This is a genomic window from Chloroflexus aurantiacus J-10-fl (assembly GCF_000018865.1).
In the GTDB taxonomy this organism is placed as follows: Bacteria; Chloroflexota; Chloroflexia; order Chloroflexales; family Chloroflexaceae; genus Chloroflexus; species Chloroflexus aurantiacus.
Window position 1 is genome coordinate 4,785,002 of sequence record NC_010175.1, and the last position, 26,543, is coordinate 4,811,544.

General features: G+C 56.5%; 25 protein-coding genes and 1 tRNA gene. 19 read left to right on the forward strand and 7 right to left on the reverse strand.

What is annotated here, in order from left to right:
* The first annotated feature begins 20 nt into the window (after positions 1-20).
* From CAUR_RS18735 to CAUR_RS18780, 10 genes are all read left to right on the forward strand, one after another.
* Positions 21-746 (forward strand): isoprenyl transferase, encoded by a 726-nt coding sequence (locus CAUR_RS18735; protein WP_012259406.1) that lies wholly within the window; start codon positions 21-23, stop codon positions 744-746.
* Complete coding sequence (locus tag CAUR_RS18740; RefSeq protein WP_242604978.1) at positions 700-1,590, forward strand: phosphatidate cytidylyltransferase; 891 nt, start codon at positions 700-702, stop codon at positions 1,588-1,590. The genes CAUR_RS18735 and CAUR_RS18740 overlap by 47 nt, the downstream gene beginning before the upstream one ends.
* 14 nt (positions 1,591-1,604) lie before the next feature.
* Entirely contained in the window at positions 1,605-2,576 is a 972-nt protein-coding gene (locus tag CAUR_RS18745) for an alpha/beta hydrolase (protein ID WP_012259408.1), read from the forward strand.
* A gap of 15 nt (positions 2,577-2,591) precedes the next feature.
* A complete protein-coding gene (locus CAUR_RS18750) occupies positions 2,592-5,402 on the forward strand; it encodes an alpha-L-rhamnosidase-related protein (RefSeq protein ID WP_012259409.1) in 2,811 nt (936 codons plus the stop codon).
* 20 nt (positions 5,403-5,422) lie between these two features.
* On the forward strand, positions 5,423-6,895 hold the full coding sequence (locus CAUR_RS18755; protein ID WP_012259410.1) for a cellulase family glycosylhydrolase: 1,473 nt from the start codon (positions 5,423-5,425) through the stop codon (positions 6,893-6,895).
* A gap of 161 nt (positions 6,896-7,056) precedes the next feature.
* On the forward strand, positions 7,057-8,223 hold the full coding sequence (locus tag CAUR_RS18760; RefSeq protein ID WP_012259411.1) for a M50 family metallopeptidase: 1,167 nt from the start codon (positions 7,057-7,059) through the stop codon (positions 8,221-8,223).
* Positions 8,223-8,450, forward strand: a complete 228-nt coding sequence (locus tag CAUR_RS18765; RefSeq protein ID WP_012259412.1) for a hypothetical protein — start codon at positions 8,223-8,225, stop codon at positions 8,448-8,450. Before CAUR_RS18760 ends, CAUR_RS18765 begins: the two co-directional genes overlap by 1 nt.
* Positions 8,435-8,959 carry a CRISPR-associated protein Cas4 gene (gene cas4 / locus CAUR_RS18770; RefSeq protein WP_242604979.1) on the forward strand — a complete coding sequence of 175 codons (525 nt, stop codon included), beginning with the start codon at positions 8,435-8,437 and terminating at the stop codon, positions 8,957-8,959. The genes CAUR_RS18765 and cas4 overlap by 16 nt, the downstream gene beginning before the upstream one ends.
* A gap of 97 nt (positions 8,960-9,056) precedes the next feature.
* Positions 9,057-9,308 (forward strand): hypothetical protein, encoded by a 252-nt coding sequence (locus CAUR_RS18775; protein WP_012259414.1) that lies wholly within the window; start codon positions 9,057-9,059, stop codon positions 9,306-9,308.
* Entirely contained in the window at positions 9,305-9,610 is a 306-nt protein-coding gene (locus tag CAUR_RS18780; RefSeq protein WP_012259415.1) for a hypothetical protein, read from the forward strand. The genes CAUR_RS18775 and CAUR_RS18780 overlap by 4 nt, the downstream gene beginning before the upstream one ends.
* Before the next feature lie 469 nt (positions 9,611-10,079).
* Here CAUR_RS18780 and CAUR_RS18785 read toward each other — a convergent pair whose 3' ends face one another.
* Positions 10,080-10,691 (reverse strand): biotin transporter BioY, encoded by a 612-nt coding sequence (locus CAUR_RS18785; protein WP_015909445.1) that lies wholly within the window; start codon positions 10,689-10,691, stop codon positions 10,080-10,082.
* A gap of 182 nt (positions 10,692-10,873) precedes the next feature.
* Entirely contained in the window at positions 10,874-12,058 is a 1,185-nt protein-coding gene (locus CAUR_RS18790; protein ID WP_012259417.1) for an MBL fold metallo-hydrolase, read from the reverse strand.
* A 372-nt stretch (positions 12,059-12,430) separates the two neighbouring features.
* Between CAUR_RS18790 and CAUR_RS18795 the strand changes: the two genes are divergently transcribed.
* From CAUR_RS18795 to rpoD, 3 genes are all read left to right on the forward strand, one after another.
* Entirely contained in the window at positions 12,431-13,603 is a 1,173-nt protein-coding gene (locus CAUR_RS18795; protein WP_012259418.1) for a carboxylate-amine ligase, read from the forward strand.
* Positions 13,604-13,629: 26 nt separating this feature from the next.
* Positions 13,630-14,778, forward strand: coding sequence for an acyl-CoA dehydrogenase (locus tag CAUR_RS18800; protein ID WP_012259419.1), 1,149 nt, complete (start codon positions 13,630-13,632; stop codon positions 14,776-14,778).
* Between the two features lie 71 nt (positions 14,779-14,849).
* A complete protein-coding gene (rpoD, locus tag CAUR_RS18805; RefSeq protein ID WP_012259420.1) occupies positions 14,850-16,046 on the forward strand; it encodes an RNA polymerase sigma factor RpoD in 1,197 nt (398 codons plus the stop codon).
* A gap of 573 nt (positions 16,047-16,619) precedes the next feature.
* Here rpoD and CAUR_RS18810 read toward each other — a convergent pair.
* From CAUR_RS18810 to CAUR_RS18825, 4 genes are all read right to left on the reverse strand, one after another.
* Complete coding sequence (locus CAUR_RS18810; RefSeq protein WP_012259421.1) at positions 16,620-17,960, reverse strand: FAD-dependent oxidoreductase; 1,341 nt, start codon at positions 17,958-17,960, stop codon at positions 16,620-16,622.
* Between the two features lie 62 nt (positions 17,961-18,022).
* The gene (locus CAUR_RS18815) at positions 18,023-19,246 is read right to left on the reverse strand and encodes an MFS transporter (RefSeq protein WP_012259422.1); all 1,224 of its coding nucleotides are present in this window, start codon (positions 19,244-19,246) and stop codon (positions 18,023-18,025) included.
* Positions 19,237-20,565, reverse strand: a complete 1,329-nt coding sequence (locus CAUR_RS18820) for an FAD-dependent oxidoreductase (protein ID WP_012259423.1) — start codon at positions 20,563-20,565, stop codon at positions 19,237-19,239. Before CAUR_RS18820 ends, CAUR_RS18815 begins: the two co-directional genes overlap by 10 nt.
* 83 nt (positions 20,566-20,648) lie before the next feature.
* Positions 20,649-21,032 (reverse strand): ArsR/SmtB family transcription factor, encoded by a 384-nt coding sequence (locus CAUR_RS18825; protein ID WP_012259424.1) that lies wholly within the window; start codon positions 21,030-21,032, stop codon positions 20,649-20,651.
* Positions 21,033-21,246: 214 nt separating this feature from the next.
* Here CAUR_RS18825 and CAUR_RS18830 point away from each other — a divergent pair, with 214 nt between their 5' ends.
* From CAUR_RS18830 to CAUR_RS18840, 3 genes are read left to right on the forward strand one after another with little or no spacing between them, the layout of a single operon-like run.
* Entirely contained in the window at positions 21,247-22,335 is a 1,089-nt protein-coding gene (locus CAUR_RS18830) for a PstS family phosphate ABC transporter substrate-binding protein (RefSeq protein WP_012259425.1), read from the forward strand.
* A 2-nt stretch (positions 22,336-22,337) separates the two neighbouring features.
* The gene (locus CAUR_RS18835) at positions 22,338-24,002 is read left to right on the forward strand and encodes a sensor histidine kinase (protein ID WP_012259426.1); all 1,665 of its coding nucleotides are present in this window, start codon (positions 22,338-22,340) and stop codon (positions 24,000-24,002) included.
* Positions 23,999-24,391, forward strand: a complete 393-nt coding sequence (locus CAUR_RS18840; protein WP_012259427.1) for a response regulator — start codon at positions 23,999-24,001, stop codon at positions 24,389-24,391. Before CAUR_RS18835 ends, CAUR_RS18840 begins: the two co-directional genes overlap by 4 nt.
* Before the next feature lie 234 nt (positions 24,392-24,625).
* On the opposite strand, the gene CAUR_RS18845 is transcribed toward CAUR_RS18840, so the two are convergent.
* Complete coding sequence (locus tag CAUR_RS18845; RefSeq protein WP_083772601.1) at positions 24,626-24,814, reverse strand: hypothetical protein; 189 nt, start codon at positions 24,812-24,814, stop codon at positions 24,626-24,628.
* Positions 24,815-25,013: 199 nt separating this feature from the next.
* On the opposite strand from CAUR_RS18845, the gene CAUR_RS18850 reads away from it, so the two are divergent.
* The 3 genes from CAUR_RS18850 to CAUR_RS18860 all read left to right on the forward strand — a co-directional run bounded on the left by CAUR_RS18850 (position 25,014) and on the right by CAUR_RS18860 (position 26,425).
* Positions 25,014-25,841, forward strand: a complete 828-nt coding sequence (locus tag CAUR_RS18850; protein WP_012259428.1) for a methyltransferase domain-containing protein — start codon at positions 25,014-25,016, stop codon at positions 25,839-25,841.
* 55 nt (positions 25,842-25,896) lie between these two features.
* Positions 25,897-25,971 (forward strand) — tRNA-His (locus CAUR_RS18855).
* A 49-nt stretch (positions 25,972-26,020) separates the two neighbouring features.
* A complete protein-coding gene (locus CAUR_RS18860) occupies positions 26,021-26,425 on the forward strand; it encodes a hypothetical protein (RefSeq protein WP_012259429.1) in 405 nt (134 codons plus the stop codon).
* Positions 26,426-26,543: the final 118 nt, after the last annotated feature.

Sequence of the window (26,543 nt, forward strand, 5' to 3'; positions counted from 1 at the left end):
TCACTGAGAGGCACTGTCGTATGAGCGAGGATAATGTACTGGCCGGCGTAGCTATTCCGCAACATATTGCGGTCATTATGGATGGCAATGGACGTTGGGCGCAGCAACGTGGTCTGCCGCGCATCGCCGGCCATCGCGCCGGAACAGAAAATATTCGGCCAATCGTGACCGAATGTGCCCGAATTGGAGTACGGGTCTTAACCCTGTACGCCTTTTCGACGGAAAACTGGAATCGGCCATCGCTCGAAGTCCAGGGATTGATGCAAATCCTGGGCGAGTTTATCGACCGCGAGATCCAAAATTTGCACGCCCAAAATGTCCATCTGCGTCACCTTGGTCGTCTCAGTGGCCTCAGTCCTCACTTGCGGGAAAAGGTCAACTACGCCATTGAACTTACCCGCCACAACACCGGCCTGACCCTGGCAATCGCGTTTAATTACGGTGGCCGTGCCGATATTGTTGATGCTGTGCGGGCTATTGTTGCCAGTGGTATCCCTGCTGACCAGATTACTGATGAGGTGATCAGTGCGCATCTCTCGACGCATGGATTACCCGATCCCGATATGATTATTCGTACCAGTGGTGAACGTCGCCTCTCAAATTTTTTGATCTGGCAGTCGGCCTACAGCGAATACTGGTTCACGCCGGTGTTCTGGCCCGATTTTCGACCCGAGCATCTGCATCAGGCAATTCTTGACTATGGACGGCGCGAACGCCGCTTCGGCGGACTCCCCAAGCCGGGCTAATACGCTGGCAATTCGTGTGGCAAGTGTGGTAGTCCTGCTACCACTGATTATTGCCGGTGTCTGGTGGCCGCCGACCACTGCATTGCTGGCCGGCCTCGTCATTGCACTGGCAATCAGCGAGTTGTTTGCCATTTTTCGTCAGGGTGGTTATCAGCCGCGCCTGATAGAAGGAATTGCCATCGGTTGGCTGATCTGCACGGCAACCTTTTTTCAACCGCTCACAACTGTCGATCTGGTCCTGGTGGCGCTGGTCGTTTCGATCCTCGGTGCCCTGATCGCCGAAATTGCGCGCCGAGATCGGCAAACTAGCCTGCTTAGCTGGGCATTGACGTTCGCCGGTGCGTACTACGTGAGCGGTCTGCTCAGCAGCTATCTTTTATTACGTCAACTCGAATTGCCGTTGCAGAACGGCTGGCTGGCCTTCGCCAACATCCCCCCTGGCGCGGCCTGGGTCTTCTTCACCCTGGCCATCACCTGGCTGCAAGATACCGGCGCATTCTTTGTTGGTCGTGCCTTCGGACGCACCAAAATGGCACCTATCCTCAGCCCGAAAAAGAGTTGGGAGGGCTTTGCCGGCGGGATGGTTGCCGCTATCGCGACTGCCCTGTTCTGCGTTCCCCTGCTGGGACTCCCCATTACGCTGCTTGAAGCGGCTATTCTGGGTGTGATCGCCGGTATTTTTGGTCCGCTCGGCGATCTTGCCGAGTCGCTGATCAAACGCCAGGTCGGCGTCAAAGATTCAGGGTATATTATTCCTGGTCACGGTGGGATTCTGGATCGCATCGATAGCATCCTCTTCACCGGGCCGGTTGTCTACTACATGATCGTATTGTTTACAAGGTAAGGCAGGAACGGGTCATGATTACAACCATCACGACCAGCCGGGAACAGTGGACTCCCGATACGGCACTGGCCGGCTTTGAAACGAGGTCGATCAATCTGCGCAGTGGCCGGGCAGTGTTGATCCGCCAGATCAACCCGCCAAACCAGGGCCGAGCCGTGCTGTACGTTCACGGCTACTCCGACTACTTTTTCCAGGCCCATCTGGCCGATGTGTTCCGTGCCCACGGCTACGCATTCTACGCCATTGATCTACCCGGCCACGGTCGTGCAATTGAAACTGGTCAGATTCCCTGTTTCTACCGCGACATCACCGAATTTTACCCGTTCCTCGACGCCGCGATAAACCTGATCGATGCCGAACAGCAGCAACCCTGGCTGGTATTGCACGGCCATTCGGCAGGAGGACTGATCACTGCCCTGTACGCCGCCGAAGGTCAGCAGCGTGAACGGATCGGCGCCCTGGTGCTCAATAGTCCATTCTTCGACTTTTTTATTGATCGGGTGACCCGGGCATCGATCCCGTTGGTGATGTGGCTTGGGCGTATCCAACCAACGCGCGTCGTCGGCAAGCTCTCCCCGGTGTATGGCGAGAGCATCTATCGCGGCGCCGGTGGCGAATGGGAGTTCGATCAACGCTGGAAACCGGTGCAGGGAATTCCTATGCGAGCCGGCACAGCCCGGGCCGTCCTGCTGGCTCAACGCCGCTTGCGGCGTGGATTAGGCATTCGCTGCCCGATTCTGATCGCGCATTCAGCACGCTCGGCCTGGCCCATCGCCGGCAGTCCAGAGGTCGGACGCGCCGATGTGGTTCTCGACGTGGCCCATATGCGTCGTGATGGCCCAAGCCTGGGGGATGATGTGACCATGATCGCAATTGATGGTGGACTGCACGATCTGGCCCTCTCTCCTCCACCTGTCCGCGAACACTACTTTCGTGAGATGATGGCCTGGCTGGCAGAGGTAGCGGCGCGTCAACCGGTAACGTAAAGCAGAGGGTACTTCATGCGGCAGTGGCTCATCGCGTTCACGATTATCCTGACCAGCCTGTTGCCATTTCCAGCCTATCCACTGCCGCCAGAGTTTTGTTTCTGTCAGGCCACCCCTATTTGGGTTCACACTGATCCGCCGGCCCAACACGAAGTCGCGCTCTTTCGCCGCCAACTCGATCTCGCTACATCGGCAACTGATGTCACGCTCGCCATTTTTGCCGACACACGCTATGAAGCGTATCTCAATGGTCAGCTTATCGGACGCGGGCCGGCTCGTTTCTCTCGCCAGCATCGTGAGTATGATCTGCTACCGGTCGGCACATTATCAGCAGGATCGCATGTGCTCGTTGTGCGCGTGCAATGGGCACCTAACAACCGTCGCAGCGAGTCGGAACGACCCTTTCTCTGGACTTTGTTACAAAGCGGCACCCGAACCCTGACTGCAAGCGGATCAGACTGGCAGGCGCAACTGCTCACCGCCTACCGCAGCGATGCCGCCCCGATTCATCGCTGGAACCTGATCGGTCCGACCGAACTGGTTGATCTGGCCCTTCTCCCGCCCGACTGGCAAATAAACGGCGGTACCGGAACCTGGCGCTCTGCAGTACCGGTAAGTCCATCACCAGCCACATTTGCTCCCCGCTCGATCCCGCAACTGGTTGATGTTCCTGTCCCGGTTGACGTGATCGGTACTGGTCGATTCGATCCTGCATTCATCCCAATAGAGTTTGCGGGTGGCGTGGAAGCAGCGACTGTACCACTTACCGTCAATCGCCAGGTCGTACTGACCTTCCTGGGTCTCGACGATGCACTTACCAGACAACTGACTGTAAACGGTCAATCCCTGAGCTGGCAGCCGGCAATCGGTCGCCCTCCGGGTATCGTCACTGCCCAGTACCCGCTCTCAGCCGGTAGCCATATCCTGCGTCTGAACGGGTTACAGAACCAGCCGGAAGGCTGGACGATCCTTATTTCCAGAGATGGCTTGACGAACATCCCACCATTGACCTTTGGCGCACACGCCGGACGACGATTGTTGCTGGCACCTCCTCAACCAGACCTACACGTAGTTAGCATGATCGGCCAGTCTTGGCAAACAGTGCGCTTCCAACCGGGAGGTGGGTATCTCGTACTCGATCTTGGTCGCACCGTCCATGGGCGATTAAGCGTCGGAGTGAGGGGAGCGGCAGGCAGTATCATCGATATCGGTTGGGACGAACGGTTATGGCAAAACGTTATACCACTTCCGTTTCCCGGCCCATTACACTCAGAATGGAACCAGGTTGACTCGTGGCGGCTCGATGGCCGTTCACATACCATCACCACCATTGATACCCGAGCCGGACGCTATATTCTCATTGCTGTCTGGAGCAGTGAACCGGTAGAATTGCACAATCTTCAGGTTGTTGAAGAACGCTACCCGGTTACGCAAATCGGTTCTTTCACCAGCGATGATCCACTGCTCAATCACATCTGGCAGGTAGGTGTTGATAGTCTACTCCCCAACATGACCGACGCCTACACCGATACACCCTGGCGTGAACGGGGACAATGGTGGGGCGATGCGTATGTTGCCGATCATATCAATCGCGTGGCGTTCGGCGATCACGCTTTACGACAACGTGGCATACGTCAGATAGGCGATGCGTTTACCGCCGAAGGTGTTCCGGCAGCGCTTGCCCCCAATCCGGGATCGAATCGAATGCTTGACTACGGCATGTTGTGGGTGCAGTCGATTGCCGATGATCTACGCCTCACCGGCGATCTGGAACTGGCCCTTGAGGAATGGCCAACCATTGCCCGCTTTCTCGATCATCTCAGTACCTACCATAACCCAACCACCGGACTGCTCGATCTACCGGTTGGCCTATGGTCACAAACCACCTATCTTGACAGCAGCGCGACCAATGCCCGTTACGGTCAATCAACGGCGGTAAACGCAATGTACTACGGAACGTTGCGAGCGGCTGCATCCATTGCTACAGCTCTCGGTGAAACGGCAACAGCCGAACGTCTGGAACGTACAGCAGCGACATTGCGCACTCAGATCAACCGTTACCTCTATGACCAGACCACACGTCGGTACATTACCACCATCATTGCCGGTCAACCGGTTCCTCCTGGCCCACATGTCCAGGCCCTGGCACTGACTTATGAGGTAGTACCGGACAGTGAAGTACCGGCTGTAGCTGATGCGTTACTTACCCTCATTGTTCGCGATCCAACACGAGCGAATCTTCAACTCTACGGCATGTTCTGGGTCTTGCAGGGACTGAGCAATGCCGGACGCATACAGGATGCACTTGCTTTAATCAAGCAGCTCTACGGCTGGCAACTGGCGCAGGGCGCAACGACATGGTGGGAGCATCTGTTCGCCGACCAATACTGGTTTGCCAGTCGATCACATAGCTGGAGTGGTGCCCCCACCTGGTTTCTTTCCACCGTTATCGTGGGGGCACGTCAGATTGGTACAACAACCTGGGAAGTAATTCCGGCATGGCAAGGCGTCAGCACAGCTTCGGGAAAAATTCCCTTGTCATCCGGGTTTCTCAGTGTAACATGGGAACAGCCGGATTGCGCGCTACGACGAGTGACAATCCAGGCACCGACGGGAACCCAGGGGAGTATCTGGCTACCCCCACCCACAGCTTCGACTATTGTCACGCTGAATGGAGCTGAGATCTGGTCTGCAACATATCGTGATCCTATCATTGCTCAAGACAGTAACAATCGTCTCCAAATCACCATCTCACACGGAGGCATCTATACAATCGAACAGCGCCAGACATGCACGAACATCTGGTTACCGATGATTCAACGTTAGCTGCACAGTGAGGTGACATCTTGTATCGACATCGTCTCATCTTTGTCCTGGTAATGTGGTTGATCGCCATTGCATTACCCGCAGCGGCCCAAACCCCAACCAACATCTCAACCATCTATCTCCCATTGGTATCGGCAAACACCATTCGTCCACTCGGTTTTGAAACAAACACTGGCTGGCTCTCTGCATCTAGTGTCTATCCCCAGGCTGCCAACCTCAATGCCCATTGGGTTCGGCTCAATACCCTGAGCTGGCGCGAAGCTCAGCCTACCATGGGATCATCGATTAATTGGAGTGCGCCCAGCTTTACGCGCTTTGAAGCCGAAGTAGCGGCTGCCAATGCCCTTGGCCTGCAAGTTATGGCCATCATCGATGACCATCCATCGTGGGCGACAGGGAGTAATCACATCTGTGCCGCCATCCTCGATCAATATCATGATGAATTCGCAGCCTTTGTCCGAGCCGTGGTTGCAAAATACAGTCAGGCACCACACTACGTGCGCTATTGGGAGTTGGGCAACGAGCCAGATGTCGATCCCAGACTGGTTGGCGAGAACTCACCATTTGGCTGTTGGGGTGTCATTGAGGATGAATACTACGGCGGTGAACGGTATGGACGGATGTTGATGACAGTGACGCCACAAATCCGTGCTGCCGATCCGGGAGCCAAAGTCGTTTTTGGCGGTTTATTACTGGCAAGACCGCAAAACGGCCCAAATAACAACGACGGTAAGCCATTCAATTTTCTCGAAGGGGCATTACGAGCGGGTGCGGGACCTTATTTCGATATCCTTGCTTTTCACTCCTACCCGACCTACTTTGAAGAAATTGGGGTGAATAATGCCCATGTCGATTTCGACAAACATCCGATAACGTTCGGTGGTGCATGGGCATCGCGTGGCGGGGCCACGCTGGGCAAGATAAACTTCTTGCGCGACGTAATGCAGCGTTATGGCATCAATAAACCTCTGTTCCTCAATGAAACCGGTTTGTTGTGTGATGACAGGTACACCTCTTATGTCCCGGTTTCCGGTAGTTGTAATGCAGCAGCCCCGACCCTTCAGCAGGCACAAGCCAATCACCTGATCCGCTCATCAATGCGTGCGATAGCGGCCGGTGTTGAGACGTACATCTGGTATACCTTGCAAGGGCCAGGGTGGCGTCACGCAGGCTTGCTCGACGGAAGCCAACAACCACGCCCGGCATATATTGCGATGAAAACGGCCATTGAGCGTCTCAATGAGGTACGCATTCCGCCGCAAGCCTTCACCGGGTACGGCACCGGTTTTGAAGCCTACCGCTTCAGCGGCAATGGCTTTGTGCTCGATGTGGTCTGGTCGGTTGATGATACGCTCCGCCAGATTACGCTACCGGCCAGTTCGTTTATCGCCGCCTATACCCGTGATGGCGCACCAATTGTACCTACCATATCAGGTGGTACCGCAACACTTAACGTCGGTTTTGAGAATATCTATCTGAAACGAAAGCCATAGGTAGACGCGAGGATCTATTGCTCTGGTTGTCGTGCTAGGGTGTGCTGAAACAGGGTCGAATCCCTTGACGCGACCAGATCGATCCGGTACACTACCTATGCACACGAGCGGCGGCGGGCGGTTGGCTCGTCGCCGTTATTACTCTACCATTGGAGCGAACTATGCTCGTAGCAGATGTGACTTCTATCTGGCAACAGGTTGCAGGAAGTTTTCTTGACCCCTTACTGACTGTGTTAGTCTTTCTCCTGATGCTCAGCCTGCTGGTGATTGTCCACGAATTGGGACACCTGTGGGTTGGCCTGCGAATGGGGATCAAAGTTGAGGAGTTCGGGATCGGATTCCCACCCCGCGCTCTGGTGCTGTTTGAGCGAAACGGGATTAAGTATACCCTCAACTGGCTCCCGCTCGGCGGTTTTGTGCGCTTTGCCGGAATGGATGGCGAGAAAGATGCGGTGTACGGTACCGGCAGTCTGGCCGCTGCCCCACCGTGGCGTAAAATTCCGGTCATGCTGGCCGGCCCGGTGATGAACTTTGTGCTGGCCGTTGTGATCTTCAGCATCCTCTTCGCAACCGTAGGTGTGCCAACGCCAACCGGTCGGATGCTGATTAGCAATGTCTTTCCCGGTACTCCCGCAGCAGTGGCCGGTTTCCAGGCCGGGGATGAGCTGATCTTGCTTGATGGTGAACCGGTGTACGACGAAACGACCATCCGTGCAGTTGCCCAACGCCGCCTGGGTACAACAATCGAGGCTGTTGTCCTGCGCAACGGGACAGAGGTTACGCTACAGGTCACCCCTGGCCCCTGGACGGCTCCTGACGGACGAGAGTTCAGTGCCGGTTTTGGCTTCAGTTACGGCCCACAAGTGGAGAATCAGCCGATCAATCCGCTTGCTGCATTTGGTGCCGGTTTGATGCACAGCGTTGATTTGACCGGTCGGATGGTGATGATGCTGGCCGACCTGCCGGCAGCCCTGGCCGGACTATTCAGTCCAACACCACCCCCAACCGGAGAGCCTCTAGGGCCAGTTGGAATCGCCCGTGCCACCGGTGAGGTGATTCGGCAACCTGACGGCTTCGTCTCATTCTGGTCACTCACGGCAGTGCTGAGCCTGAACCTTTTTATCCTGAATCTGCTGCCAATCCCGGCCCTCGACGGGAGCCATATTCTGTTTGCGCTGATCGAGTGGGTGCGCGGGAAGAAGCTGCCACCAGAAAAGGAAGCCCTGGTTCACGCCTTCGGGTTTATGGCACTGATGGGTTTGATGGCGCTATTGACAGTGAATGATGTGTTGAATGCGGTGCAGGGAACGCCGATCTTTGGACGCTGATGGAGATCATTCGGGCCAGTGAAATAGGTGAATACTACTACTGTGCACGGTCGTGGTGGCTGCGACGGGTGGCAGGCATTGAGCCGGACGGTGCAGAGCGTCGTGCCCTCGGTACGATAGGCCATATACGACACGGTCGGTTGGTGAACGCCAGCCAACGGCTGCTCTGGATAGGAGTTGTTCTCCTGCTCGGCGGTGCAGGTCTAGTCTGGTGGGCAATCCGATGATGGGATTGGGCATTGCTCTCATTCTTTGTGCGCTGGGCGTATTACTGATAGCCATCATCCTGCGTCAACGCAGCGGCTTACCCTGGGCGCGGGTGGTCAGCACCGATGTCGGCGAGACACGGACGCTGACTCGCCCGCTCTTCAGTGCCCGCCTGGGTTTGACCGGTAAGCCAGATTACATCTTGCAACAGGGAGATTACCTCATCCCGGTTGAAGTGAAGCCTCATCGGCGTGCTCCACAACCATACCCCTCTGATCTGATGCAACTGGCTGCGTATCTGGTATTACTTGAAGAAACAACCGGTGTTGCGCCTCCCTACGGCCTGCTCCGCTATGCAGAGGAAACGTTCAGTCTTCGCTACACGCCGGCGGTGCGTGCAGAGGTATTAGCCACCCTGACCGAAATGCGTGATCTGCTTTCGGCGGTCGATGTTGCGCGCAACCACGATGATGCCGCTCGTTGTCGGGGATGCGGTTTTCGTTCACAATGCGAGGACGCTCTTGTCTAACGAATAGCGGGCTAATTCCTCACAATCAGATACCACCTTTTGGCTGACTTTGTGCTACCATGAAGCGCAGTATATATAGTCAATGGCAGGTAACCCTATGTATCTCACCAGTGATAATGTCATGGCGGCAATTGCCGAGCATCTTGCCGGACGTTTATCAATTGAGCAGTTAGCTGAATGGGCGTTCGATCACTTTTACAGCCTCGAACAGGGTGAAGTGACTGTTCCGGCAGGTGAGGAGTCGCTTATCCGCGAGGTGCTGGACGAGCTGATGTTTGCCGATAGCGATGTTTGTTCGTTATCGGCCCATGAATTACAACAGTTGATGGAACGATTGGCACAGGTATGAAAATCCAACCACATCCCCGCTTACGCGGCATGATGGTCGGCGACGAAGTCTATTCATACCACTACAATCTGGCTGCAAAAGTAGCCGATATCTTTCCAGCCGCTGTCTGTGTTCGGATCGGTGTCCTCTCCACCGAATCACCGATGGAGCTGAGTCACACACCACAGTTGTGGCGAGCCGATGAAATCGAGAATTTGTCGGTTTGCCGTTACTGTGGTACACGTGACGGTGTGCGGGTGGTGAGTGACCGGGGCATTCCTTTTCGGGTGTGCGTTCAGTGTTTGCCGCCTGACGCAGAATGAGAACGCCGCGGTATTTCCGCAATCTACCCCTCTACCAGCACCATCGTCAGAGTGGGCATGGTTGCGGTCCTTGAGATACCTGCCCTATTGCGGGTATAGGAATCTGGCATTGTTCTCATCAAACTCACGTATGCCAACACAACGTGAGCGAAGGTTGCCTGGTATCAAATCTAAAAATACAGTGCATGGCCCGCAATTCAAAACGTGCTCTTCCACTACTCCCTCGTTCGCCACATCTCTCGTATGGTAATGCGAACAATCCGTAGGGGCGGGTTTTGAACCCGCCCCCTACGGAAACCTGCTCATCCGTATTATGTAGATGACACCTACGGATTGTTGCGGAAAAGATGAATTGTCATCATTCACCGCATATTCGGTGACAGGCAGTGATGTTATCACTCAAGATTTGCTGTCATACCATCACCACGATGCATAGCAGCGTAACAGCCGGTACAGCGTCGAGACAGCTTTATTCCCCTTTGCGGAGCCACTTGACCATCTGCCAGCCACCCGGCAGTGCAATCGCAGCAAGGACGATCTTGAGCGCATCACCAGGCAGGAACGGCAATACACCCTTCAACAAGGCATTTTCAAACCCAATGAAGAAGCCCAACCACGTTGCGCCAATCGCGTAGATCAACAAGTTCGCTAACACCATGACGGCCACTGCCGGCATAAAGCGACGATCCCAGCCACGGTCGGCCAGCCAGCCACACAGTGCTGCCGCCAACGGGAAAGAAATCAAATAGCCACCCGTCGCCCCCACAAGGTGCGTGTACCCGCTTGAACCACCGGCAAAGAAGGGCAAGCCAATGACACCTTCAAGCAGATAGAGCAAGAGCGCCAGCAATCCCAAACGCGGCCCCAGCAGACTCCCGACCAGCAAGACACCGAATGTCTGACCGGTAATCGGTACGGGCGAGAAAGGCAGCAGCGAGATACGAATCTGCGCACTCAGTGCTACCAGCAGACTTCCCAGCACAACCAGCAGCGTATCAGCGACCCAGGCCTTTGCCAGCCAGCCTCGACGTGGTAAAACCGCCTGCGCCAGTGTCCCCGTTGTGGTCAATGTCTGATTCATGACACCTCCACTCAGTACAGCGTACTTCTTCCCTCTCTGAAAGACCTGATGATCCGATGGCACACTATCCATGACCACCGCTAACCAGGTACATCACATCGGTGCTGATAGTATATCCGATCTTGTACCGGTGCAGTAACAGGCGTTCTACCACGAGAGAAGCGTTAGATCAGGTTCCTGGATCAATACCCGCTTAATCCACACAATGATGGCTCAACCTCCAGTTCCAAAGCCTCTTCATCAGTCAGAGGTTGCAGCCCCAAATTGACACGCCAGAAGGTATCGACCGCTGCCGGCAGCTCTGATGATGGCGTGGTCACCATTGGCAGCAACGACGCTGCACTGTCAACCTGCAACGCCGGATGCTGTGCGCGCAGCGCAGCAAACGGTGCGGCTACTACACCATCGGATCGGGTTTCAGCCAGACTCAGGAATGAAGATGGTAGTATCAGCGTCCGATCATCGACCAGCGTCGGCAGAACTTCCTGCAAACTACGGAAGAGCAACGCTGTCCATTCCTGGGCATGACCACCGAGGTCGGTACGACCACATCCATTCAGAAGCAGGGCATCACCGGTCAACAAGAAGCGATCACCCATTGGCGAGATCACGCGGTAGACCAGATGACCGGGTGTGTGACCGGGGAACCAGTGGGCTTCGATCAATAATTGCCCCAGTGCTACCCGTTCACCGCCAAGCAAGGGGACATACGTCAGATGAGCCGGCGATAGGGTTCGTGGATGAAGGGCATCGTAGGGATGCATCGCCAGTAACGCCTTCCGCTCACCGGCCAGCGCTGCTCCACCCGACAGCCGCCCTGCTGCGAGATGGGTTAACAATACCCGTGTTATGTCGGCGTCAGCCGCAGCAGCCACCTCCTGATACAGGTGAATATGGCGACCAGGATCAACGACAGCAGCTTCACCGGCACTGATGATCACATAACTGAGATCACCACGCGCCGGGCGGATGATCTGGATAATGCGTCCCCAACCGGCATTAACCACATCGCGAACATCGTAGAAATCAAGCCAGGCTTGAAATCCGCCACGCAGGTAGCGGGTGGCAATCCCACGAGCGGCTAACAGTTCGGCGACATACTGCGATGAACCTTCTTTAGCGCAAATAACTGTCAGGAGTTGATCCGTCGGCACCTGGGCTACCGCACTCTCTTCATCTTCGATAAACGCAAAGTACGGAATGTTGAGGGTTGGTACCGGGTATCGCCCACGTATCCGATTGCGGGCATATTCCAGTTCATTCCGCACATCAAGAATAAACAGGGGTTGTCCGGCCAGGAGTTCGGCATACAATTCCGCCGGTTCTAAGACACTAAGCCCGGATGGCGGATAGTTGAGAGTTGTCATTGTACGCTCCTTTGCGTTGGTTGATTGTGCAGGCAAATACAACGTTAAGATGAGTGTAGAGGTTGCAACACGGTGAAACAAGTACAATCCAGGTGACCTGAGTTGTCGTTTGTTTCTCGAATATATCATTGGGCAGGCGCACCGGCTCAGCAGGTTTTGAACCCGTCGCCATACCATACCCGGCAAGACTGCGACTCAGGCCGCCCGCATACCTCGCCTGATCACAATCCACCGCTCAGAATGGCTGCACAACCCTATACCTGTTCCAGCCTAGAGCCTGCCAGCCCCTCACGCAGTCACCCCATATATCGCAAAGACGCGATATAATACAAAGTACCGGAGGTCAGTCTCATAACCAGTGAGGAGTGCGCGGTGAGCGTCTATAATCCCAATGATGCCGATTTTGCGTTTACGCTTGGGATCGAAGAGGAGTACCAGATTGTTGATCCCGAAACACGCGAGTTACGCAGTTACATTACGCAAATTCTTGAGCCGGGCCGTACCATTCTACGCGAGCAGATCAAGCCAGAGATGCACCAGAGCATCGTTGAGGTAGGCACACGTCCCTGCCGCACGATCAGTGAGGCAAGAGCGGAAATTGTTCGTCTGCGGAGTGCGATTGCCGGCCTGGCAGCACGTCATAACTTGCGGATTGTCGCTGCCGGTACCCATCCCTTCTCCTCGTGGATGCAGCAAGAGATCACGCCCGATGAACGCTACCATATGGTCGTGGGCGAGATGCAAGACGCAGCGTTACAACTGCTGATCTTCGGTATGCACTGCCACATCGGGATGCCAAATAACGAGGTTGCAATTGAGCTGATGAATGTGGCCCGCTACATCTGCCCGCACTTACTGGCCCTGAGCACCTCTTCACCGTTCTGGATGGGACGCAATACCGGCTTTAAGTCCTACCGCAGTGTTATCTTCAGCACCTTCCCGCGCACCGGGATTCCGCCAACCTTCCACTCAGCCAGCGAGTTTGAACGGTACGTTCAATTGCTGGTCAATACCGGCTGTATCGATAACGGCAAGAAGATCTGGTGGGATCTCCGCCCGCACCCCTTCTTTGGCACACTCGAATTCCGCGTCTGCGACATTGCCACGAAAGTCGAAGAGTGTCTGGCCCTTGCCGCAACCATGCAGGCCCTGATCGTGAAGTTCTATACCATGTTTGAAGAGAACACGACCTTCCGCGTCTATCGCCGCGCCCTGATCAACGAGAACAAGTGGCGCGCTCAGCGTTGGGGGTTAGACGGGAAGCTGATCGATTTCGGCAAACGAAAAGAGGTTGAGGCAAAGGCGCTGGTGCACGAAATCGTCGAACTGGTCGACGATGTGGTTGACATGCTGGGGTCGCGACGTGAGGTAGAATATCTGCTCAAGATCGTCGAAAACGGCACCAGTGCTGATCGACAGTTGCGTGTCTTCGCCGAAACCAATGATCTCAAGGCAGTGGTTGATAATTTGATGGTGGAGACGATGGAAGGTGTGCCGGCGATGGCATTTGAGGCGGATGTGCAAAGCCAGGCAGCGCATAGCTAGGCCAGCATACTAGAGAGGATTTCAACATGGACGTTGAATTAACCCCAGAACAGCAGTTTATTCGGCAAACGGTGCGTGAATTCGCCGAAAAAGAGATCGCGCCGAAAGCGCGATATGTCGATGAGCATAGTGCATTTCCAAGCGAAACCTTCGCCAAAATGGCCCAGCTCGGCCTGATGGGGCTGCCTTTTCCCGAAGAGTACGGCGGTGCCGGTGCCGATAGTGTCAGCACCGCTATCGCCATCGAGGAAGTTGCTCGCTGCTGTGGCAGCACGGCGCTTGCCTACGCTGCCCATCTCGGTCTGGGTAGTGCCCCAATTGCGATGTTCGGCACTGAAGAACAGAAACGGCGCTTTCTCGTACCGGCTGCCAAAGGTGAGTATCTGGCAGCGTTCGGTCTGACCGAACCGCACGCCGGTTCAGACGCCGGTGCCACACGCACCACTGCCCGCCTGGTCGGCGACGAGTGGGTGATCAACGGCCAGAAGATGTGGATCACGAATGCCCCCATCGCCGGCCACATCATCGTGACCGCCGTGACCGACCCCGATCTGGGTAAGAAGGGTATCTCGGCGTTTATCGTTCCCCGTGGCACCCCAGGGCTAAGCTTCGGCAAGCACGAACCGAAGATGGGGTTACGTGGTTCGGTAAGTACTGCGGTGATGCTTGACGATGTGCGTGTTCCCCGGGAAAATCTGCTCGGTGAGCGCGGACGCGGATTCATCCAGTTTTTACAGGTTCTCGACGGTGGTCGGATTGGGATCGGGGCGATGGCGATCGGCCTGGCTCAGGCCGCCTACGAGGCTGCGGTAGCCTATGCCCGCGAACGAACGGCGTTTGGCAAACCGATTGGCGCTCATCAGTCGGTTGCGAATATGATTGCCAATATGGCGGTTGATCTGGCCGCAGCACGTGCGCTGGTCTACGGCGCGGCCCGCCTGAAAGATGCCGGTCGCCCCTATACCCGCGAGGCAGCGATTGCCAAACTCTTTGCCTCGGAAGCGTCAGAGCGTATCTGTCGCGATGCCATTCAAGTCTTTGGTGGTTATGGCTACAGCCAGGAGTATCCGGTGGAACGTCTCTACCGTGATACCCGCCTGTTGACCATTGGCGAAGGAACGTCGGAAATCTTGCGTGGAGTTATCGCCCATTCCGTTCTTGGCCTGCGCGGATAGCAGCTTGTGCTACAATGGAGGAACGAACGATAGCTTGCTATTGCCTGTGAGGTCTCAGACGAGGAAGTAGTATGACGCAGAGCCAGCCCGAGACCGACCGCGCCGCTCCTGCTATTAATCCCGCAGATTTGCAGGCACTGATCGCGCAGGGACGGCAACAAGGCTTCGTTACATTTGAGGATATTCAGCGGCTGGTTCCCAACCCTGATGAGTCGATTGAATTGATCGACTCCATCTATGCCGCATTAGCCGAGGCCGGTGTTCCGGTTCAGGAAGGTGATGAAACAGCTCTGGACGATGAGCCGTCATCACCTGCCACAATGGACCTCGATCTCGATGACGAGTTGTCAGACGCATTGCTCAGCGATAGCGTCCGCCTCTATCTGCGCGAAATTGGTCAGGTTCCCCTGCTCACCGCAGAACAAGAGAAGCGACTCGCGCAGTTGATCGAGCAGGGCCAGGAGGCCGAGCGCAAGCTGGCGACGCTGCCACCCGATAGCCCGGAAGCAGCCCGCTTGAAACAATTGAAGGCGAAGGGTGAAGAGGCGCGACAGCAAATGGCAGCCGCTAATCTGCGCCTCGTGGTTAGTATTGCCAAACGCTACCGTGACCGTGGCCTGCCCCTCCTCGATCTCATTCAAGAAGGCAGCCTCGGATTACTGCGTGCCATCGAAAAATTTGATTACACCAAAGGCTACAAGTTCAGTACATACGCCACATGGTGGATCAAGCAGGCACTTTCCCGGGCCCTCGCCGATCAGTCACGCCTGGTACGACTCCCGGTGCATCTTGGCGAAACCCTTAACCGGATTCAGTCGGCCCGTCGGCAACTCACCCAATCGCTCGGTCGTGAACCAACCGATACTGAGCTGGCGAACCATCTTGGGATGAGCGAAGAGAAGCTGCGCGAGCTGCGCCGTACTGCCCAAGACCCGGTATCGCTGGCTACACCGGTCGGCGAAGAGGCCGACAGTACGCTGGCCGACTTCATTCCCGATCCGCACGCGCTCGATGCCGATGATGCTGCTGCCAGCGGCATGCTGCGCCAGCAGATTACGGCTGCTCTCGATCAGCTCAGCGAACGTGAGCGACGGGTGCTTGAGTTGCGTTACGGCCTGGTTGATGGTCAGCCGCGCACGCTCGAAGAGGTCGGTAAAGCGTTTGGCGTTACCCGCGAGCGGGTACGGCAGATTGAAGTCAAGGCGCTGCGCAAGTTGCGCCATCCACGGTTGGGCAAGCTGCTGAAGGATTACCTCGATCAAATTTGAGGGTTTGCGGGTACGTTGGGGCACGTCGCGACGTGCCCATATTTTATTGACAGGCTAGAACCTCCCAGCCTGCCGGTATGGCAGCGCAGAGTATGACCATCACGCACTGGATTGGGTGCCTTACCCACTCATCATGCGCGTGGCGCGGCGTTTGGCGTGCGGCAGCCATGCTGCCGCGCCAGCCGTACACACGATCCGGTGCGTGGCACACCGTTGACCCAAGCACGGAGTCGGTCAGTATTGAGTCTGGTTGCCTTGATCGCTTGTTATGCGCGTGGCGCGGCGTTTGGCGTGCGGCAGCCATGCTCACGATCCAGCGCGTAGCCCACCGTTGACACAAGCATAGACTCGGTTAGTATTGAATCTGGTTGCCTTGATCGCTTGTTATGCGCGTGGCGCGGCGTTTGGCGTGCGGCAGCCATACTGCCGCGCCAGCCGTGCTCAAGATTCGGCGTTTGTCAGGCCGTTGACCCTGTTGGTTTGAGGGATGCCGTGTTTGCCTGTCACGATCATGGGGTCGGTCAGTAATGGCGGGTTTCCAGCCCGCGCGCAGCCATCCCCGCCACCGCCGGATTACTTCCGTGCCAGATTAGCCGCCACCAGGATCGGATCCCAAACCGGCGCAAATGGCGGCGCATAGCTCAGATCAAGCTCAGCCAGATCATCAATCGTCCAGCCGGCTTGCAGCGCAGCCGCAATCGTGTCAATCCGCTTCGCCACACCTTCGCGACCAACCATCTGACCGCCTAGCAAACGGCGTGTATTCCGATCAAATACCAGCGAAACGGTAATCGGCTGATGGCCCGGCATATAGTGTGCCCGTGAGCCAGCTGTGGCCTGCACCGCCTCGGCGGCAAACCCCTCGGCCTGCGCCCGTGCCAGTGACAGCCCGCTCATTGCGGCCTCTAGCGCAAAGACCTTGACCGCTACCGTACCGACAATACCACCAAACCGGGCATCGCCACCCGCCAGATTCTCACCGGCCACACGCCCCTGCTTGTTGGCCGTAGTACCGAGCGGCATCCATACCGGTTTCTGAATCACCCGATGCCACGCTTCAGCCACATCACCCGCTGCCCACACCTGCGGAAGGTTGGTCCGCTGATGATCATCGACGGCAATCGCTCCGGTCGGCCCCAACCCGATCCCGGCAGCCTGGGCAAGCGCAACACCTGGTTTGACCCCAACGGCGAGAATCACAATCTCTGCCGGGATAGTCTGCCCTTCAGCGATAACCGCACGTACCCGTTCATCGCCGACAAGCCCCTGCACCGTCTGGTTCAAACGCAGATCCACCCCCTGTCGGATCAGCTCTGCCTCGATCTGGCTCGCCAGATCGGCATCCATAGCCGGTAGCACCTGGGGCAACCGTTCGATCAGGGTGAGCGATATGCCATGCGCGGCCAGCGCTTCAGCCATCTCTAACCCGATATACCCACCCCCGATAATCACGCCGCTACGCGGTCGTTGTTCGTTCAACCATTCCTTGATCGCCAGCGCATCCTCAACCTGACGCAGCGCAAAGACACCCGCCAGATCAATCCCCGGTAAAGGCGGACGACCAGGTTGCCCACCTGTCGTCACCACCAGGTCGTCCCAATGGTCAACAAACTCGCGTTCGCTGCGCAAATCCCGCACACGCACCGTCTGCCGGTCTGGATCAATCTCCAGCACTTCGTGTCGCACCAGGGCTTGAATGCCTTGCCTGGCGAATTGCTCTGGCGTGCGCACGATCAGGTCTTCAACCCGCGCAATCTCGCCCTTAATGGCATACGGAAAGCCACAGGCACCGTAGCTCACAAATCCCGACCGCTCATACACCACAATTTCAAGCGTTGGATCGGTGCGGCGGGCTTTGGCCGCTGCACTCATGCCTGCCGCCCCACCACCGATCACGACCACCCGTCGCCCCATTCAAATCCTCCGGGTTGCTGAACAGAAAACACCTTTGACTATAAAGATGCACTTGTCACCGCTCAGGTTACGTTTCCGCTCCCCACCAGCGCCAGCACCCCCAGCCCCAGCAACCCGATCAGACACCACGCCATCCCATCATACCCGATCCATCCCACCAGCACCCCTGCACCCACCGGCGCCACCGTGCGGGCCACGGTCAGCAGCGCATTTTGCAGCCCGCTGATCACACCGTAGTTTGCCACCCCGTACTGTTCGGCAATCAGCGCTGCCCGCATGATCGTTTGGGTACCGGCCCCCGCTCCAAACAGCGCCACATAGACCAGCACAGCGATAGGGTGGGTTGAGAGCGTCAGAATCGCCAGGCCAATCATCTGCAACCCAAACAGACCGCCGGTCACCAGCCAGCGCGGCCAGCGTTCGCCGAGAGGGCCGATCAACAGCCGACCGAGGAGCGACATCAAACCGTGCAGGCCGGCCATTGCCGAGGCGAAGGTAAGCTGTTCACCGCGACTGATCAGGTACGGAATGAGATGAACGGTCATAGCGACCGTCGCAAAGCTGCTGATCGCAAACGCAAGGCTGATCAGCCAGAAGCGCGACCTGGCAACCACCGCTCGCCATTGTAATGAAGGTTCAGGTGGATGATTGAGATGGGGGTTTTGAGATACACCATCAGGTTCCAGCCCAAGATCCGCCGGACGGCGGCGCAGTATCAGCGCGTGCGGTGGTATTGTCAGAGAGAGTATCAGCGCCAGGACGATCAGGGCCGAACGCCAGCCCAGCCAATCGACCAGCCAGCCGGAAAGCGGGATGAAGACGAAACTGGCCCACGCCCCGAAAAAGGTCAAAATCTGCAAGGCCCGACCCCGTTCGCGGCGAAACCAGGTTGCGACAATCGCAAAGGCCGGCTCGTAGAGCACAGCAGCACTCGCCAAACCAATCCCAGCCATCACCAGGTAGAGCTGCCCTGGCGTCGTGATTTGTGACCACACGACCAGCAGACCACATCCCAGACTTGAACCAGCCGTCATCAACCACCGACTACCGGCCCGGTCGAGCCACCAGCCCACCAGTGGCGCTGCCAGACCATTGGTCAGCAGCGCCACCGCATAACCGGTAGCGACGACCAGTTGATCAACCGCTAAATCACGGCTCATCGGCAAGATAAAGACGCTGTAGGCATAGTACAAAATGCCCCACGAAATAACCTCCGTGATCGAAACGGTCAAGAGCATGATCCAGCCGTAGTAGATACGACCGGAGTGTAAACGTTTTAACAGCATGAGCGTGATGTTGGCTGCAATTCAATCGTGGCGGAAAACGTATTTGGCACTGGCGAACAGCACACACTGCCATCAGCATCTGGCCCGCTACAAACCCCTGTTTCCGGTAACGTCAACTCAAGTCGCTGCGCAGCTTGCCAATCACCACACAGCGCCGCAGTCACCGAACGCACCTGTTCGTAGCCGGTCAGCAGCAAGAAGGTTGGCGCCCGCCCGTAGCTCTTCATCCCGACCACGAAAAAGTCCGGTTCTGGATGCTGTAATTCTGTCACCCCGTGCGGTGGTACCGTCCCACAACTGTGCAGGTTGGGATCGATCAATGGGGCCAGCGCGACCGGAGCCTCAACAATCGGATCGAGCGCCAGCCGCAATTCACGCACTGGTGCCAGGTCGGGTCGAAACCCGGTACAAACCACAATCTCATCGACTGGCGGCAGAGTACGTTCGCCATCACGCACAATCAACCCATCGGCAGTACGCTGAACCTGATCGGTGTGCCAGCCCGTGACCAGACTCACCCGCCCCGAATCGACCAGTGCCCGTACCTGCTGGCCCAGTCGCCCCCGTTCCGCCAGCGCATCGGCCTCACCACCACCAAAAATCCGTTCGAGCGTAGTCGCATCACGCCGCACCACCCAGGTCACCTGGGTATCTGGGGCGGTCTTCCCGAGCCTGACCAGATCGAGCAGGGTATTGAACGCCGAATGCCCACTCCCGGCTACCAGCACTCGCCGGTTTGCGTAGCGCGCCCGATCCCGACCAAGCACATCGGGAATACCGTAAAAGATATTGTCGGCGGCGTCGCGTTCACCAGGCGCCGGTACCCCGGCTGCACCTAATGGATTGGGCGAGAGATAGGTACCCGAAGCATCGATCACGGCCCGTGCCAGCAACAACGACTCTTGCCCGTTATCGTCAACGATTGTCAACTGAAAGGGCACACGCTGGCGATCACGACCGCGCTGCCGGTCATGGCCACGACGGGCAACAGCCACGACCCGCCGGCGATAGCGAATATGCGGTGCAATCGCCGGCAGATCAGCCAGCGGCATCAGATAGTGCGCAACCAGTTCGGAACCGGTCGGAAATGTATCAGCCGACGGCATCTGCCAGCCGGCAGCAGAGAGCAGACGATTGGCTGCGGCGTCGACGCAATAGCGCCATGGCGTAAACATCTGCACGTGCCCCCAGCGTGAGACAGAAGCACCAGCCTGGTCACCGGCTTCCAGAACGATAAACGATGCACCACGTTCAGCGAGATGGGCAGCCGCAGCCAGACCAACCGGACCGGCACCGATAATCGCGATTGGGAGAGTCATGACGTGTCTTCCTTTCAGCTATTATATCGAAGATCATCGATATACAAACCACAAAAAAACGCCTCTCCATCACCCCATCCAGATCAAGCCTTATCCGGCGTAAGAGAGGCAAAAAACTGATCGATCAACAACCGCACTGTTGCCAGTGCATCCTGGCGAATCGCGTAATAAATCCACTGCCCGCGCCGCTCGCCCTCGATCAGACCACCATCGCGCAGCAATCGCAGGTGGTGCGAAACGGTTGGCTGCTTGACAGGAAGGGCCGCTTCAAGATCACAAACGCAGACGTGACCGGCATTGCGGGCCAGAATGGCCAGCAAGCGCAGACGGATCGGATGCGCAAGCAACGACAATGCATCGGCAAGCTGCGCAGCCTCAGCATCGCTGAGCGTGACCGTGATCGCCGGTGCACAGCAAGACATCACCTGCACGGCTGGTGTTTCCTGATCTGTAGGCTGTGCATTCATACTACCTCCCCGAAATCTTCGACACAGGTAGTATAGCAGTATATTGAAGATTGTCAATATACTGTGCGTGGTGATATTAGCGTAAAGCCTGCGTGCCAGAACTTCAGCTACTCTTAATATTTCCTTAACCAACGACATAGCGTCAGAACGCTATAATAAGACAGGTTGTGCGGTACAACAGAATGACGGCATTAAAGCATAAACACAGCCACGTATGCGATTATTGCGTATCATCTACTTCAGTTTGATCACGCTCCTGCTTGTTGCCTGCGGTACAGGTTTATCACCTACCGCACAGCCAGAAGCTACCCCTTCTCCAACCTCCGAAGCGCCGCTGCTCTCGCCCACAGCGGCGCTTCGCTTGCCGGATACCGATCTCGCCCGGCTTGCCGGCGAAATCAAGATCGACGGATCGAGTACCGTCTTTCCAATCACTGAACGGGTAGCAGTTGCATTCGGCGACCTGGCTCCTGATGTTACAATCCGCCTGGGAGTGAGCGGTACAGGGGGTGGATTTACCCGCTTTTGCGCCGGTGAGACCGACATCTCGAACGCTTCGCGGCCCATCAAGCAGAAAGAAATCGACGCCTGCGCGGCGTCTGGTATCACCTTTATCGAATTACCGGTCGCGTTCGATGGCCTGTCGGTGGTTGTGCATCCGCAAAACACCTGGGTCGACTGTCTGACCGTCGCTGAGCTGAATCTGATGTGGGCGCCAGAGGCAACCAACCGGATCACGCGCTGGAATCAGATTCGCGCCGAATGGCCCGCTGAGCCTTTGCATCTCTACGGTGCCGGTGTTGACTCCGGAACCTATGACTACTTCACCTCGGCAATTGTTGGCGCAGAGGGAGTGAGTAGAAGCGACTATACTGCCAGCGAAGACGATTATCTCCTGGCCCAGGATGTTGCCGCCGACCGGCTGGGTTTGGGCTTTTTTGGCTATGCCTATTACGCTGAATATGCCGATCAATTACGTGCGGTCGCCATCGATAATGGTCAGGGCTGTGTTGCGCCAACAGTTAAAACAATTGTTGATGGAAGCTATCAACCGCTCTCGCGCCCAATCTTTATCTATGTGCGCGCCGACAGTCTAAATCGACCAGAGATTGCAGCATTTGTCAGATTCTACGTACAAAATGGTGCCATGTTTGCTGAGCAAGCCCTGTACGTTCCCCTACCGGAAACTGTCTATCAGCTTGCCTTACAGCGGGTGGAGCGACGGATCACCGGTTCCGTCTTTTCCGGCGGGTCGCAGGTCGGTCTATCAATCGAGCAACTGTTGCAACTAGAGGATCGCTAGCGATGCGCTTTCCGATTCGCGTAAAGTTGTTGGGAGCACTGGCCATCGACCTCCTGTTGATGATGATCCTTGGCGTCTTTGCCATGCATCAGATGGCCGTCATGAATGAACGTGCCGTCTTCATTGAACGTCACACAATCCCATCGCTCGACACGGTTGGCGATATGACAGCAGCGATCAATCGCTATCGTGCTCGCCAGCTCGAATTTCTGATTTATACCAACAACGGCGACCGTGCCCGCATCCTTGATCAGATGCGTGTGATTGAAACCGAAATGGCCGGCTACGTGCAGGCGTACCGTGCCCTAGTTGACTCCGAGAGCGAACGTCGTCAATTAAATGCTGTTGAAGCAGCCTGGCACGAGGTGGTGCGCGCCAATCACGAACGCTTCATTCCGGCTGTACGCCTGGTGAGCGATGGCAGTGTGCAGCCTTTCTATTCACGCATGAACCCCGTTTACGCCACGCTTGATCGGGAAATGAACCTTCTGGTGCAAGAGAATCAGCAACAGGCACGGGCATCACTCGATGTTGTCGCCAGCAGTTATGCGACTGCGCGTACCTTCATCTTGTTCGATACAGCGGTTGCGATTATCATCTCGGCGGCGATTGGCTTGTTCCTGTCTGCCCGCATTGCACGTCGGTTGCGACGACTGGCCCATGCTTCTAATCGCGTAGCCGCCGGTGACTTTGTCGGTTCCATCAATGAGCGGACTCGTGATGAGATTGGCGATCTGGCCCGCGCATTCGATCAGATGTTGAGCAGCCTGCGGGCACAACGTGCCGAACTGGAAGAACGCAACCGCGCACTGCAAGAGAGTCTCTCGCGTCAGGCGCAGTTGATGGAAGAGATTGTGCGTGGCAAACAGGCCGAAGCTGAAGCAGAACGGGCGCGCGCTGCCGCAGAGGCCGCCAGTCAGGCCAAGAGCGCCTTTTTGGCGACAATGAGCCATGAACTACGTACTCCGCTCAATGCCATTCTCGGATACGCGCAGTTGCTGCATCTGAGTAATGCCGTGAGTGAACCGCACGCTGACTATCTGGAGCGCATTCTCTCGTCTGGCCGTCATTTACTCACCTTGATCAGCGACGTACTCGATTTTGCCCGTATTGAACAGGGAGCACTCGAACTGGAGTACCGCCAGGTTGCAATCGCACCACTGGTCGAAGATGTGGCAACAATGACGCTGCCCCTGGCGCAACGCAACCACAATCAGGTGATCACCTGTTACCCGGCGGACATTGGCTCTATCGAGACCGATGACCGCCGCTTGCGTCAGGTTTTGATCAATCTCCTCGGTAATGCAGCTAAGTTTACCGAACGGGGAACAATTCGGCTTAATGTTGTGCGAGAGCAGCGCCACGGGATCGACGGCATTCGCTTCGACGTTATCGATACGGGGATTGGCATCCCCCGTGATAAGCAGGACAAACTCTTCAAACCGTTTAGCCAGATCGACGAGTCGGTCACCCGCCGTTATGAAGGCACCGGTCTCGGTCTGGCGCTCAGTAAGCAGATCGTGCTGGCCCTTGGTGGCACAATTGACGTAGAGAGCGACTTTGGTGTTGGCTCAACCTTCACCGTTTGGCTGCCCACTGCACCTCTTGCTGCGGCAGACTCCACATCGTTACCATCGCAACCACACCTGATAGGAGAACCCGCATGAGCTATATTCTCGTTGTAGACGATAATTTCGATAATCGCCATATTATTGGACAGATGTTGCAATTCAGTGGCTTTACCGTTGAGCTGGTTGCTGATGCCCATTCTGCACTTCAGATCGCCCGCACGCGGCGTCCAGGTCTTATCTTGATGGATTTATCGATGCCCGGTCTTGATGGCTGGACGGCAACTGAATACGTCAGGCGTGATCCAGAATTACACTCAATCCCGATTGTCGCCGTGAGTGGTCATGTCACCCGCAACGATATTGAACGGGCAAAGCGCGCGGGATGTGTCGAGTTTCTAGCCAAACCGATTGACTACGAACATCTGATTGAGGTTGCCCGTCGCTACACCGGGCAGGCATCTCGTTCATCTTCACACACATCATGAACGTACCGGTCGGTCAGGCGATGCCTGACCGACCGCGACGAGGCGGAGCCGTGGCCTGCAAGCGTCCTATTGCACGGCCATGCTCTAGGGATAGTCTGAAAGCCGGTGAACTGGCATGAACAACGTTCAAGGCTACAGGTAGGCAAAGACACGCTTACGCCTACCCATCAGTTCGTCCCCGGCACCATACGACGTAGCGCGTAGAGCTTATGTCATAAAAGCTGTGCTGTCGTGCTACCAGCCTGTCGCACAGACTCCTGAACGCTCGCCCATTACCAACGACAGTATCTCCTGTTCCCAGGCTGCCGGTATGGAAACGAGGAGCGCTAATAACCATACCATCGCCAGGGCAATCACTCGTTGGATTGGTTGCCTTGCCCGCTCGTCATGCGCGTGTCGCATCGTTTGGAGTGCGGCAGCCATGCTGCCGCAGCAGCCGTACTCACGATCCGGCGCGTGTCACGCTGTGTACCCGACCAGTCACGGGGATGCTGAGTGTTCTCGTCACGATCATGTCGTCTGTCAATAATGAATGAGATAACTTCTAGCATACGAAACTCAGGAAGTCTATCCAGATGAATGCTGCCGTCCAGCGGTTGGCTAGTTATGGTACGATGAAGTTATGGACCCTCGACTCTTACCTTTGCTTAGCTGTCCACGCCACCCAACAGTGACGTTGACAGTAGAACAGGTTGAACGTGTAGTCAACGGTGCGATTGTGTCTGGACGGCTACGCTGTCCGGTATGCGCCACGACATACCTGATCAAAGACGGTATTCTCGACATGATCGGTCAACACCGGCCAACCAGTGCTGCGCAGGTGGTCAACGAGGTGCCGGTTGCCGCATGGGCTTACGAACGCACCTGGCGACCATTCGCGCTCAGCTTACTCAGCGGTGAGCAATTTCCCCTTACCCGCGAACTCAAACTGATTACCGGTCTGGCGGGTGCCGAGCGGGGAGGGCTGATGGTTGACGTTGGTTGTAGCAATGGTCTATACGCACGTGCATTGGAACATGTCCGCCGTCAGCGTGGCGCCGGTGGTTTTGTGGTTGGCATTGATCTGAGTATGGCAATGCTCCAGGAAGCACAACGGCGTGCTCGCCACGAGGGGCTGTCGATCAGCTTTATTCGTGCCAGTGCCCAGGCCATGCCCTTTGCCGATGGAACCGTCGATGCGCTGGTTATGGGGGGCAGCTTGAATGAAATCGGCGATATTCCGGCAGCACTATCAGAATGGCGACGGCTCTTGAGTCCGCAAGGACGCGGTGTAATGATGAGCCTGGTTGCAGCATCCACACCGATTGGCCAGGGGATTCAGCAGCTCCTGGCAAGTGGTGGGCTTCAGTTTCCTTCGCTTGCTGAACTGAACCACTACTTCACCGCTGCCGGCCTGCGTCTGCGCGCCCAGTGGCAATACGGGATTGTGGTGTTTAGTGTGCTCCAGTAATGCTCATCTATTTGACGAGAAGGGCCGGTTATGCTATATTCATAATCGTTGTACGGTGCCTGTAGCTCAACGGCAGAGCGCCTGACTGTGGATCAGGAAGTTGTGGGTTCGAATCCCATCAGGCACCCCACACGAATGAAAAGCTGGGAGTTATCCCGGCTTTTTTTGTACCAGACGCTATGGCCCACAAAACCGTTATTCCTTTCCAGAATGCCCTGGTCGTATTAATGGACTCCATCTCATACCTCAACGAACACGATCAGGGGGCATTCGTGGTGAGCGGCTCGCACGGTGGTATCAGCTCGGCCCGTTACGCGCTCGCGGTGTCGCTGAGAGGTGTTGTCTTCAACGATGCCGGCATTGGCAAAGATCAGGCCGGTATTGCCGGCCTGGAGCTACTCGATACCGCTGGTGTTCCGGCAATCGCGGTTGCTCACACCAGCGCTCGTATCGGTGATGCTGCCGACACGTGGGCTAATGGCCTGGTCAGTGCCTTCAACCAGGCTGCGGCAGCACGTGGTGTACGCATGCACCTATCGGTACAGGAAGCTGCAACCTGCATCCTCTCCGACAACGTCAGATAAACAGTTGCGCGAACTGTGCGATACGCACGAAACCCGGGCAAAACCGGTCATGGTGTCCTGTAGACACCCCACTCTGACAAACTTTTTACCCAGGTTCAGTTGCGTAGCGGCTGCGAGT